We start from the raw sequence: 13,220 nt of genomic DNA on the forward strand, positions 1-13,220 counted from the left end.
ATCATTTTTGGCCCCAACGCGCCGGTATTCAACCGATTGGCAGCGCTGAGCATGTTGTCGATATTGCATCAATCATCCTGATTTCACAATCAATAAAAATTTCAACTTATTCAAAAAATTCAAGATAATCTGCCAATTTCATCAAACTTTTCTATTTTAATTTTAAGGTGCTGATAAAAAATAAGCCCCTGAGGTTCAGGGGCTATTCATTCAATACAATTGCAGTTTAAGCACTACGTTTTAACGGTCGTAAGACCAGTTCTTGTGCGACCTGAAACAATAACTGTTCAGTCTTGTTCCAGCCTAAACAGCCATCGGTCACGGACTGGCCATAGGTCATCTGATCCGAGATTTTCTGTTGTCCATCGACCAGATGACTTTCCAGCATGACACCGCGAACCTGAGTCTGTGCACGCTCTGCCACAATGGTTTTTAACACCTCTGGTTGTAATAACGGATTTTTACTGCTGTTGCCATGACTGCAATCAATCACCAGCGCTGGCATCTCGCCTTTGACTTTGGCTTTGATTTTTTCAATTTCAGCCAGCTGGTAGTTCGGGCCAGCATTGGCACCACGTAAAATCAGATGTGCTTTCGGGTTGCCCTGTGATTCTAAAATACACGGTAAACCTTGCTGGCTCATGCCTAAGAACTGATGCGGATGTGAAGCCGATTGAATTGCGTCTAAAGCAATTTGTACCGAACCATCGGTACCATTTTTGAAGCCAATGCTGTACGGCATGTGGCTAGAAATTTCACGGTGAATCTGAGATTCACTGGTACGCGCGCCAATCGCACCCCAGGCCAGTAAATCGTCAAAGTAGGCCGTTGCCATCGGGCTTAGAATTTCCGAGGCAATAGGCAGCCCCATTTCAATAATTTGCAAGTACAGTTCACGTGACTTTTCCAGTCCCAATTGCATATTGGATGAACCGTTTAATTCTGGATCGTATAAGAAGCCTTTCCAGCCAACCGTGGTGCGCGGTTTTTCGATATAGGCGCGCATTACCAGGAAAATCTGGTCTGCCACCTGGCTTTGCAGTTGTTGTAATTTTTGTGCGTATTCCAGTGCTGCCGCAGGATCATGGATGGAGCATGGGCCGGTAATCACCAGCAAACGTGAATCGATACCGTTAAGAATATTCTGAATGGTTTGACGCTGCTCGGCAATTTGCTGTGCCAGCGCGCCAGAAAGCGGCAATTGTGCCTTGAGCTGATAAGGTAAGCTTAAAATTGTTTCTTTGGCTGAGGATTGTTGTAATGCAGTATTTAAAGCGTTCATTGATTCTTCCTTTGGACTGTGGTCTGACAGTCCGAACTTTTATTTGAGCGATATGGGTCTAATACAGGTCAGGTTGGTCATAGCTTGACTAAAGTAAAACCAATAAAAGTTGCTAAAGTATGAATAGTTAAATGTACGCATGATAATCTCCAATAGATTGATTAAATTAAAGATATAAAAAAACCTGATCAGGGTTGCCGATCAGGTATCAACTGGTGGGCAACCTTATTTTGCCCGAACGCGTTCAGGCAATTATCTAAACTGCCAGAAGTAATAGTATGCGTTTGAGATTACAGGTTGCTTTAACATCTTTATTTCTTCAAAAAAGTATGTGTCTGAAAAATAAAATACGCGCTATTTCCAGCTTTGACAATAGTTTTCTGGATGTTTTTTAGCATTCTTCCGGATTTCCTTTCACATTTAGCAAAACACAACTCTCCCCGATTGTTCTCTTATCTTCCGGCTTAAATCGCGTCGAAGAACTCAAACGACTTTTGGATAAAAAATCATTCACATCAAAATCACCTTCTATTGAAAATTTACATTCAAAACACCATCACTAAAAACCTTTTAAAATCATTAACTAATCAACTCTAAATCGTAGCTTACCCATCATTTTAACAAAAAGTTACAATTATATTTCCTACCTATTTACCGATAAAACACAAAACAATATTTTATAAATATCATTACTTTAATTTATCATTAAGCCTGATTTGAGTTTTAAATTACGAAATACGTAATCATATTACGTATTGAACAAAGATTAACTCTTGCTAAGATATTTTCATCTGGAACTCCCTGATTTCAGGAAATTCCTGCAAAAACAACAAGTGAAGCAATTGGATTGCTCACCATACATGAGGATGGAACATGCACAACTTAGCTAACCCTTTAGAGCTATGCGGATTTGAATTTATTGAGTTTGTCTCGGAAAATGGCGCTCTGGATTCAGTTTTTCAAACGCTCGGTTTTACCCAAGTGGCTAAGCACAAATCCAAAAATGTCTACTTATGGCGTCAGGGCGACATCAATATCATTCTGAACTATCAGCCAGAATCCTATGCATCGTATTTCTTTAATGAACATGGTCCATCGGCCTGTGCCATGGGCTTTAAGACCAAAAATGCAACCCGTGCCTATCAGAAAGCGCTCGAACTCGGTGCCGAACCAATCAAAAACGTGATTGGTCCTATGGAACTGAATATTCCAGCGATTAAAGGCATTGGTGGCTCACCAATCTTTCTGGTCGACTGCGATATTTATCAGCAGGATTTCGAGTTCTTTGAAGGTGTTGATCCGCGCCCGGTGGGTACTGGTTTAAAAGAAATTGACCATTTAACCCATAATGTCTACAAAGGCCGGATGCAGTACTGGGCCAATTTCTATGAAAAAATCTTTAATTTCCAGGAAATCCGCTACTTCGATATTAAAGGTGAATACACTGGTTTGACCTCAAAAGCGCTGACTGCACCAGATGGCAAAATCCGTATTCCACTGAATGAAGACTCGGACAAAGGCAACGGACAAATTGCCGAGTTCCTGTCAGAATTTAACGGCGAAGGCATTCAGCATATTGCCTTCTCAACCGATGACTTACTGGCGACCTGGGACAAACTCAAAGCCTTGGGTGCCAAGTTTATGACCCCACCGCCGGCAACCTATTATGAAATGCTGGCAGAACGTTTACCGGAACATGGCGAACCGACTGCAGAGCTGCAACAGCGTGGCATTTTGCTGGATGGCAATACCAAAGATGGTGAAAAACGCCTGCTGCTACAGATTTTCTCGGAAAATATGATTGGCCCGGTGTTCTTCGAATTTATTCAACGTAAAGCAGATGATGGCTTTGGCGAAGGAAACTTCAAAGCCCTGTTCGAATCGATTGAGCGCGACCAGATTAAACGTGGCGTGCTTGACGTCTCTGCCTGATTTTCAGGTGTTCTAAATCCCGACAACGCCGCTCTTGCACATGCGATTTGGCATGTGTCAGGGGCGACGCATGTTTAAATTTCAGCAATCACATCACCTGCGCCAAAACAATAACAACACAGTGATGTCGATTTTACATGGATGATAAAAGATGCAACAACATGATGGCAAACTACATAAGGGTTTGAGCAACCGGCATATCCAGCTCATTGCCCTCGGTGGCTCAATTGGCACCGGATTATTCCTCGGCATCTCCCAAACCATTAAACTGGCCGGCCCGTCGGTCATTCTGGGTTATGCCATTGCTGGCCTGATTGCATTTTTAATGATGCGTCAACTGGGTGAAATGATTGTCGAAGAACCGGTCAGCGGTTCTTTTAGTCATTTTGCCTATAAATACTGGGGCAAGTTTGCCGGCTTTATGTCGGGCTGGAATTACTGGGTACTGAATGTGCTGGTCTGCATGGCCGAACTGAGTGCCATTGGCCTGTATATCCATTACTGGTGGCCGGAAATCCCGACCTGGGTCTCGGCGCTGGGCTTCTTTATTTTTATTAATGTGATTAACCTGCTGCATGTCAAACTGTTCGGCGAAATGGAATTCTGGCTGGCGATTATTAAAGTGCTGGCGATTGTCGCCATGATTGCGTTTGGTAGCTATCTGCTGGCCTCAGGCACGGGCGGTCCACAGGCGCATTTAAGCAATTTATGGGAACTTGGCGGCTTTTTCCCCAATGGTGTGATGGGCCTGGTGATGGCAATGGCCATGATCATGTTTGCCTTTGGCGGTATTGAGCTGGTCGGTATTGCCGCAGCAGAAACTGACAACCCGAAAAAGACCTTACCGAAAGCGGTCAATCAGATCGTATACCGGGTTTTATTATTCTACATTTTAACCCTGCTGATTATTCTGGCCTTATATCCATGGAACCAGATGGCACAAGGCGGCAGCCCGTTCGTGATGATGTTTGACTCCTTAGGCAGTCAAGGCGTTGCCACAGTATTGAATTTCGTGATCTTGACTGCTGCGGTGTCGGTCTATAACAGCACCAACTACTGTACCAGCCGTATGCTTTTAGGTCTTGCGGAACAAGGCAATGCGCCGAAGTTTTTAAGCAAAATCAATTCACGCGGTATTCCGGTAAATGCGGTGATGGTTTCGGCCTTTTTCACCCTGCTCTGTGTGCTGCTGAATTACCTGTTCCCGGAAACGGCGTTCAGCCTGTTGATGATGCTGGTGGTGGCAGCCATTGTGATTAACTGGGTGGTGATTTCCTATACCCATCTGAAATTTAAACGTCAGATGCTGGCGCAGCAACAGCAAACCCTGTTCCCAAGTATTGCCTATCCGTTTACCAATTACCTGTGTATTGCCTTTATGCTCGGTATCTTGGTGATTATGAGCCAGACCCCATCGATGCGTATTGCAGTCGGTCTGCTGCCGGTATGGATTGGCCTGTTATCGCTGGCCTATTACCTTAAACAGAAAAAACTGGCGCGCGATCCTGCGCTCATCAAAGCCAAAAGCTATTAATTCAGGAAGATTGTATGTTTCAACATGTCGATACCTATGCCGGCGATCCGATTCTGTCCCTGATGGAAGAATTCCAGCATGATCCGCGTCCGCATAAAGTTAATCTCAGTATCGGGCTGTATTATAACGAGGCCCAGCAGGTTCCGCAGTTGCGTGCCATCCAGCAGGCTTATCAGGACCTAAATGCCGAGCAGCAGAAGGTCAAACTGTACCTGCCAATGCAAGGTATGCCGGCTTATAACAGCGCCGTCCAAGCACTAATTTTTGGCGAAGATAGTCCGGCTTGTCAGGCCGGTCGTGTAGTGACCTTACAAACGCTGGGTGGTTCGGGCGCACTAAAAGTGGCGGCAGATTTCTTAAAACGCTATTTCCCGGCCTCTGAATTATGGGTCAGCCGCCCGACCTGGGATAACCATATTGCGATTTTTCAGGGCGCCGGCATTCGCTGTCATGAATATCCGTATTTTGATCCGCATAGCGGTCAGGTGGACTTTGCTGCCATGCTGGATTGCCTGCAACAACTGCCGGCACAAAGTATTGTTCTGCTACATCCCTGCTGTCATAACCCGACCGGTGCCGACTTGTTGCCAGCGCAGTGGGATCAGCTGATTGAGCTACTGGCGCAGAAGCAGCTGATTCCGCTCTTGGATATGGCCTATCAGGGCTTCGCCGAAGATTTTCACGCAGATGCTTATGCCATCCGGGCGATGGACAGGGCCGGCCTGAATTTTCTGGTCAGCCATTCATTTTCCAAAATTTTCTCTTTATATGGCGAACGGGTTGGCAGCTTAAGTGCGGTCTGTGATGATGCCACCACCGCCCAAAGCGTGTTAGGCCAGCTGAAAGCCACCGTACGCCGGATTTATTCCAGCCCGCCGACTACCGGCGCGATGCTGATTCAGCATGTGTTACACACGCCGACGCTGTACCAAAGCTGGCAGGACGAACTGACCGAAATGCGTGAGCGCATTCAACAGATGCGTGAGCGTTTAAAACAGCAGCTCGAACTTGCCTTACCGGGGCAATCTTTTGACTATCTGACCCGGCAGCGCGGCATGTTCAGCTATACTGGCTTGAGTGCAGCCCAAGTCGATCAGCTCAAGCAGGAGTTTGGTATTTATCTGGTGCGTAGTGGCCGGATGTGTGTGGCAGGACTAAACCAGAACGATGTCGATGCAGTGGCACATGCCATGGCACAGGTATTACAGCATAGTGATACTGCTCTCACTGCTTAAACCTCTGTTCCCTCGCAAATAAAAACGGGCCATGTGCCCGTTTTTATATCGTAGAAATTTGAAGATTATGAAGCGGCTTTTAACATCTGCTTGGCTTCAAGCTGATTGACAGCATTGCTAAATAAATAGCCCTGACCAAAATGGCAGCCAAACTGTTTCAGGGTTTCAAACTGCTCCTTGGTTTCAATGCCTTCGGCAATAATATCCAAGGACAAAACCGGCCCTAACTTGATAATCGCTTCGACAATGGCCTGAATTGATTTATCACTATTGATGCGGTTGACGAAATCACAGTCAATTTTCAGGCTATCTACCGGATAATCACGTAAATGGGTTAAGGAAGAATGCCCGGTGCCAAAATCATCCAGCGAAATGCGAATACCGGCCTGTTTCAGTTTATGGATGGTACGAATCACACATTCAGAGCCACGCTCGGCCAGTGATTGCTCGGTAATTTCAATTTCAATTAATTGTGCCGGAATCTGATAATGCTGCATCCGTTTTAACAGCACTTCTGCGTAGTTATCGCGCATCAATTCCACCGGCGAGGCATTAATTGACACCGGCACCGTCTGTAGACCCTGTTTGATCCAGCTTTGCAAATCACTAAAAATGGCCTGCTGCATCAATTCGCTGATTTTTGTGGTCAGCTCATAATCGCTAAAGGCTTCTAGCAGCTCTTTCGGATAACGGTAACGCTGCTGTGCATCCTGCCAGCGTAATAAAGCCTCAAAGCCAATCAGCTCACCGGTTTCAATACACACTTTCGGCTGATAAAACGGTACAATCCGCTGTTCACGAATAATCATGCGTGCAGTCTGCAACTGCTCTGCCTTGCTCTGGACCGCCGCCAGCATAGAATGATCAAACATGCGGATGCCACCTCGGCCACCGGCTTTCAGGTCATTCAGCGCGGTATCGGCACATTTCATCAGTTCGGGAATTTCTCTGGCATCTTTGGGATACATCGAACAGCCAATGCTCATGCCGCAGTTAATGACCCGGCCGCTATAGGTAATAGGTGCATCCAGCAGTTTGACAAACTTCTTGGCCAGTTCAATCAGCTGCTGTTCATTTTCAACTGAATGCACCACCACGGCAAACTCATCACCGCCCAGGCGCGCAATACTGACCTGCTCTGAAATATATTTCTGAAAGCGTTTGGACAATACTTTTAATAAATGATCGCCGGCCTGATGGCCCAGGGTATCGTTAATATTTTTAAAATGATCCAGGTCAATCAGCATGACCCCGACCAATGTGCGGGTTTCTTTGGCGACCTGAATTGCCTGTTTGGTTTTTTTCCGGAAAGTTCGGCGGTTAATCAGCTTGGTCAGATCATCGACTTCACTGCTGAGTCTTAATTTATCTTCGGCAATTTTTTGCAAGGTCACATCACGCGACACACATAAAATACTGGTGGTTTCGCCGTGTTCGTTCAGCACTGGGGTCAGCATATTGTCCCAGTATTTCACTTCATCCTGATTAATGCTCATACCCGGGAAATGGGAATTTTTGCCTTTAATCGCCTCACGAATGGCCTGCTGACCTTTTTCACGAGCTTCGGGTGGTAACAGGTCAAGCCATTTCATGCCGAAGTTCTTTTCCCGCTCTTTGCCTAGCAAGGCCTGGCAACCTGAACGGTTCATATGCGACAGTGAGCCATCCGGTTTGACAATCTTGATACAGTCAACACTGACATCCAGCATATGGGTGTGGGCACGTAAGGTATCTTTGGTTTCCCGATATTTCACCGCACTGTCATGAATATTGGTACAGCTGATCATCCACTGGTCACAACCCTCGAGCTGCTGCGAATTTCGGGCAATTAACAAAAACCAGTGATAGCGCTGCTGGCGATCCCGAATCCGGCATTCTTTTTCAAAACTCTGACCACTTTTTTGCGCACTTTCCCATAAAAAACACAGATGCTCGGCATCTTCCGGGTGAATGGCATTCAGCCAGCTTTGAGCAGTCAGGCTTTGCTCATCTGAAGCAAGATACTGTTTAAAATTAGAATTATATAGATGATGTCCGGCTGAACTAACCCAAATCAGTTGTGGCATCATTTCAATGGCGCGAATAAAGTCTTTCTGAAAAGGAGATTTCTCAAGTTTAGGCGTGACCTGTTTGGACTTGTCTTTTAATACCTCAAGCAGATTAATATGACTCATATCGCATTTTCCAAGTTATAGTGCCAACAAGATCACACCTCTATACAAATATGTATTATAAGAGCTATAAAAATTATTTTTAACCCACGGTAAATAAAAATACCCAGTTTTTGTATATTCTTTTTGTAATTAAAATGGCTTAAAAATATACAATTTTCTGTGCATATTCCTGACTTTAAGCATGCAGCCTAGTTCTACTTTGTAGCGAGACTGGGCAGTTTTGATAGAAAAAAGATATCAGTTGTGATGGTTTCTGTGAGTGCAGATACAAAAAAACACCGGGTCTAAGCCCGGTGTTTTTTAGATAAGGTCATTACGACTCGAAATGAATTACACTACGAATTGATTTACCTTCATGCATTAAGTCAAATGCTTCATTAATCTGTTCTAACGGCATGGTATGGGTAACAAAAGGCTCCAGCTGAATATCACCTTTCATGGCCTGCTCGACCATGCCTGGTAATTGTGAACGGCCTTTAACGCCACCAAATGCAGTGCCCATCCATTTACGGCCCGTCACCAATTGGAATGGGCGGGTCGAGATTTCTTTACCGGCACCAGCCACACCAATAATCACCGATTGGCCCCAGCCACGATGGGCACATTCCAGCGCGGAACGCATGACGTTGACATTGCCGATACATTCAAAGGAATGATCAACACCCCAACCGGTCATTTCAACAATCACTTCCTGAATTGGGCGCTCATAATCATTCGGGTTAATGCAGTCAGTCGCACCAAACTGTTTGGCCAGTTCAAATTTTTCCGGGTTGGTATCAATTGCAATAATACGGCCGGCTTTGGCCTGACGCGCACCTTGCACCACGGCCAGACCAATCCCGCCTAAACCAAACACGGCAACGCTGTCACCTTCCTGCACTTTGGCAGTGTTATGCACCGCGCCAATACCGGTGGTTACACCACAGCCCAACAAGCACACCTGTTCATGGTTGGCTTCCGGGTTAATTTTGGCCAGTGACACTTCGGCCACCACAGTATATTCACTGAAAGTTGAGCAGCCCATGTAATGATAAATGGGCTGACCATTATACGAAAAACGGGTGGTGCCATCTGGCATCAAACCTTTACCCTGGGTAGCACGCACCGCCACGCACAGGTTGGTTTTACCCGATTGACAGAACAGACATTCACCACATTCCGCGGTATACAGTGGAATCACATGATCACCCGGTTTAAGGCTGGTCACACCTTCACCGACTTCCACCACCACACCCGCGCCTTCATGACCCAACACGGCTGGAAACACCCCTTCAGGATCATCACCTGACAAGGTAAAGGCATCCGTATGACATACACCGGTATGACTAATTTTAACCAAGACTTCTCCAGCTTTTGGCGGAGCCACGTCTATTTCTACAATTTCAAGGGGTTGACCCGGACCAAATGCGACCGCAGCTCTTGATTTCATGAAATTGATCATCCTTTTGATACGTCTTTAACAGATGTCTTACAGTAACCGCTTTTTATCAACAGATTCAACCTATAACATCATGATAATCTATATGAATCAGTAAAAATCTACTTCATAAAAATGATGCCATTAAAATATTACAACATGATCTGGTTGTGCTGTCTGATTCTGGCATGTACCGGTTGTAATTCGCTTGAACAGAACTATGCTGCGCAGGATGCGCCAATTGAACCAGATTTTGAACACTGGATGCCGCGACCAGAGGCACAGGCACAACTACAACGCGGACAAACCGCCTATTTACCGCTGTATGACGGATTTATCAGTATTGCTTCACGTTTACATTTAATTCATAACGCCAAACATCATTTAGACCTGCAATATTACATCTGGACCGATGACGAAATTGGTCATTTAGTGCTGGCCGAATTACTCAAAGCCGCCGACCGCGGGGTACAGGTCCGGTTACTGATTGATGACCAGAATGGCACCCAACTGGACGATACCTTGCTGGCACTCAGCCATCATCCGAACTTTAAAATTCGCCTGTTTAATCCTTATAAATTCCGTCATTTTCGGGCACTGGATTATGCCTTCCGGATGCAGGCAGTGAATCACCGCATGCACAACAAACTGATTATTGCCGATGGCGCGATTGCCGTGACCGGTGGCCGCAATATCAGCCGGGAATATTTTGATGCCAGTGATGACTTTCAGTTTACCGATGTAGATATTCTCTTTGCCGGTAATGCGGTCAAAAAAGCCAACGATAATTTCCGTGCTTTCTGGAACCATGAACTGAGTTTTAATCTGGTCCAGCTGATGGACCAGAACAGCAATAAATACCATCGTAATAGCTTGACCTTGCTGCGGGAAAAATATGCCAGCCAGCAGCTGGATGAACAGGAGGTGCAACGCCGGATCAGTTTTGCCGAGCAACAGGTGGCGCAGTATTTAAAACAGCGTTCCTATCATTGGGCCAAAGCGCATTTTGTGGCCGACCCGCCAGAAAAAATCCAGGGCAAAGCCAAAGATGAAGAGATGATTTACCATCAGATAATCCAAATTATGGGCACGCCCGATCAGCATCTGGAACTAGTATCTGCCTATTTTATTCCGACTCAACGCGGTACGGATTATATGAGCCGTCTGGCAGAAAACGGCATTGATATCCGGGTTTTGACCAACTCGTATATGGCCAATGATGTACCGATTGTACATGCCTTCTATCAGCAATACCGGCCGCAGCTATTGGCCAGTGGCATTCGACTGTATGAGTTCAAGCGTTATATTCAGCGCGAAGAACGTACCTGGTATGAAATTATTACCGGTAACGTGATTCCAGCCAAAGGCCGCAGTGCTTCCAGCCTGCATGCCAAATTCTTTGATATTGATGGCAAGGTATTTATTGGCTCTTTTAATTTTGATCCGCGCTCAGCTTTTTTAAATACCGAAGTCGGGCTGGTGCTGGAATCTGATGAACTCCAGGATGAAATTTCAGATTCATTGAATCAGTACCTGCCGCAAATTGCCTATGAACTAAGGTTAGATGAGAAAGGACAGATTATCTGGCTGGATTATCAAAAAGATGGTTCAGTGATTCAGCACAAGGTTGATCCGGAAACCACCAGTTTCCAGCGTTTTGTGATGAATTTAATGACCCATGTCCCAATCGAGTGGATGATGTAATGACATCCACATTACAGTAAATATACATTAACCAAGATAATTGAATACGAGTTGCTCTATGGGTTTGCAGCAAACCCGATACCCGGAGAGATTCTGTGATCTCTCACTTCGTATTTATCGCCAGAAGGTTTTACTCTCCTGCTACATTACTTTAAAATTCACGCTTTATTTTTCTTCTTTCTTTAGATCTCTCCCCATGCAATTTTTTGATTTAAGCCGTCAATTTAAATTAAGTGATATTCTCAGCCCGACTAAAACCCTGAATGAATTGGGCCAGCAAGAGTGGTTTCTGGCCAAAGTGCGGGTCGAACATGATTGCCTGTCCGACTCGGAGCAGCTTGAAGGTCAGGTAGTGTTGCAATCGAATGAGAATATTCAGCTGGAACTGGAATGGCTGATTCAGGACACCGGTTTTGAATTGCAGGTGTTGTTTAAGGGTGTAGAAACTGCGGCTGAACAGGAAACCTTGGTGATGGTCAAAGGTGCACAACTGGTGGATGATGCACAGCAACCGCTCTCAATCCAAGCCCTCAGCTTATGGATTGATGGCACTTTATTACCGATGTTGCCGCAAATCCGCAAGGAAATTAAAGCTCGCCTGAATTTATGGGATTATGTGGAATACGGAGCTTAAGTCCTTTTATTCTGCTTTTACTGCTGAAACATGAAAAAAGAGCGAAGTTTTTCGCTCTTTTCTGAGCTGTGCTCGTCAGATTTCCTCTCGTTCTATTTTTAAATCCAATTTATGATGAATATGCAGTTGCGCTTTCACGCATAACAATAGTTCTGGTCTTTATTATGCTGGTTTTAACTATAAAATGAGTATAAAAATGAACAAGAATATGGATGCTCAAACCTGGGGGCAAATACGACAAGTGGTTGCGCAGGCGCAGCGCGCCAGTATGCACTGCTCCATCGCCAGTGTGAGTCCAGAAGGTATCCCGAATATCACCCCGATTGGAACCTTATTTTTAAACGACAGCTCTCCTACCGATTTCTTTTTTGATACCTACTCTGCCACGCTGCAACAGCATCTCAAACATAATGCGCAGGCCTGTATTCAGGCCGTAAACAGTAGCCGCGGGTTCTGGCTAAAATCAATGATGTCAGGTCAATTTTGCACTTATCCGGGTGTGCGTTTATATGCCAAGATTGGTGAGTTACGCCCGGCCACTGCCGAGGAAATGCATCAGGTGCGCCGTAGAATTGCGCCGTTAAAATGGACACGCGGCAGCAAGCTGATCTGGTCGGATTTCACCCAGGTTCGGGAGGTGCATATTCATGCGTTTAGATGGGTAGAATATCCATCAATGATGCCAAAGACATCCTCTCTTTTTTAAAGCAGGCCGACATCCTTAAACAGACCGCAATAAAGTTCAGCCTTTTTCTCCACCGCTAAGGGATAGGCGCGAGATGAAGATGGCATACGGTATAAATGCAGCTCTCGACCAGCAAAGATCGCCTGTGAAGATTGGCCAATTACCGGTTTCGGCGTGCCTTCCGGCATTGATTCCATCAAGGTATCAGTGGCTTTATCACCCGTGGTCATAATGTACTGGCACAGCGGCATTTGCTGGAGCAGCCGATTTAAATCGGTCGGGGTGTGAATATGCAGAAATTTATCTGAAGCATTGCCCTTTAAACGGCTAATCCGGTAGGCGGTATCAAACAGTGCAATACCGGTATCTTTTAAAAAGTTTTGAATCAGTTCAAGCTGAAAGTTTTTATTCGGCAGGTCTAAAAAATAGTTTTTATCCTGAAAAAAGCAGATACCAAAAATCCGCCACATATCATTCTGATAATTCGGATAATAAAATTCCATTTTCCAGCGATTTTTGGGCGGTGGAAAACTGCCCATCATCAGCAGTTTGGCATTGGAGGGTAAAAAAGGCTCAAAGGGATGGGTTTCAATTTCAAGATCATCAATCATAAGGCAGCAAAC

The 13,220-nt window shown here is 45.4% G+C and carries 10 protein-coding genes; 6 read left to right on the top strand and 4 right to left on the bottom strand.

What is annotated here, in order from left to right:
* Positions 1-226: 226 nt before the first annotated feature.
* Entirely contained in the window at positions 227-1,282 is a 1,056-nt protein-coding gene (locus tag P253_RS04370; RefSeq protein ID WP_016658084.1) for a 3-deoxy-7-phosphoheptulonate synthase, read from the bottom strand.
* An 873-nt stretch (positions 1,283-2,155) separates the two neighbouring features.
* Here P253_RS04370 and hppD point away from each other — a divergent pair.
* From hppD to P253_RS04385, 3 genes are all read left to right on the top strand, one after another.
* Positions 2,156-3,214, top strand: coding sequence for a 4-hydroxyphenylpyruvate dioxygenase (gene hppD / locus P253_RS04375; protein WP_016658083.1), 1,059 nt, complete (start codon positions 2,156-2,158; stop codon positions 3,212-3,214).
* 151 nt (positions 3,215-3,365) lie between these two features.
* Complete coding sequence (locus P253_RS04380; protein ID WP_016658082.1) at positions 3,366-4,748, top strand: amino acid permease; 1,383 nt, start codon at positions 3,366-3,368, stop codon at positions 4,746-4,748.
* 14 nt (positions 4,749-4,762) lie between these two features.
* Positions 4,763-5,983, top strand: coding sequence for an amino acid aminotransferase (locus tag P253_RS04385; protein ID WP_016658081.1), 1,221 nt, complete (start codon positions 4,763-4,765; stop codon positions 5,981-5,983).
* A gap of 65 nt (positions 5,984-6,048) precedes the next feature.
* Here the strand turns inward: P253_RS04385 and P253_RS04390 are convergent, their stop codons facing one another.
* Both P253_RS04390 and P253_RS04395 read right to left on the bottom strand, forming a co-directional pair.
* Positions 6,049-8,157, bottom strand: a complete 2,109-nt coding sequence (locus P253_RS04390) for a sensor domain-containing protein (RefSeq protein WP_016658080.1) — start codon at positions 8,155-8,157, stop codon at positions 6,049-6,051.
* A 313-nt stretch (positions 8,158-8,470) separates the two neighbouring features.
* Positions 8,471-9,586 carry an S-(hydroxymethyl)glutathione dehydrogenase/class III alcohol dehydrogenase gene (locus P253_RS04395; RefSeq protein ID WP_016658079.1) on the bottom strand — a complete coding sequence of 372 codons (1,116 nt, stop codon included), beginning with the start codon at positions 9,584-9,586 and terminating at the stop codon, positions 8,471-8,473.
* Positions 9,587-9,709: 123 nt separating this feature from the next.
* On the opposite strand from P253_RS04395, the gene P253_RS04400 reads away from it, so the two are divergent.
* The 3 genes from P253_RS04400 (at position 9,710) to P253_RS04410 (ending at position 12,618) form a co-directional block, all read left to right on the top strand.
* Positions 9,710-11,278, top strand: coding sequence for a phospholipase D family protein (locus P253_RS04400; protein WP_016658078.1), 1,569 nt, complete (start codon positions 9,710-9,712; stop codon positions 11,276-11,278).
* Between the two features lie 196 nt (positions 11,279-11,474).
* Positions 11,475-11,912 (top strand): hypothetical protein, encoded by a 438-nt coding sequence (locus tag P253_RS04405; RefSeq protein WP_035363036.1) that lies wholly within the window; start codon positions 11,475-11,477, stop codon positions 11,910-11,912.
* A gap of 196 nt (positions 11,913-12,108) precedes the next feature.
* Positions 12,109-12,618, top strand: a complete 510-nt coding sequence (locus P253_RS04410) for a pyridoxamine 5'-phosphate oxidase family protein (protein WP_016658076.1) — start codon at positions 12,109-12,111, stop codon at positions 12,616-12,618.
* Here the strand turns inward: P253_RS04410 and P253_RS04415 are convergent.
* The gene (locus P253_RS04415; RefSeq protein WP_171065083.1) at positions 12,615-13,205 is read right to left on the bottom strand and encodes a uracil-DNA glycosylase family protein; all 591 of its coding nucleotides are present in this window, start codon (positions 13,203-13,205) and stop codon (positions 12,615-12,617) included. The genes P253_RS04410 and P253_RS04415 overlap by 4 nt on opposite strands.
* Positions 13,206-13,220 lie beyond the last annotated feature (15 nt).

The sequence above is a fragment of the Acinetobacter indicus CIP 110367 genome, from assembly GCF_000488255.1.
GTDB lineage: Bacteria > Pseudomonadota > Gammaproteobacteria > Pseudomonadales > Moraxellaceae > Acinetobacter > Acinetobacter indicus.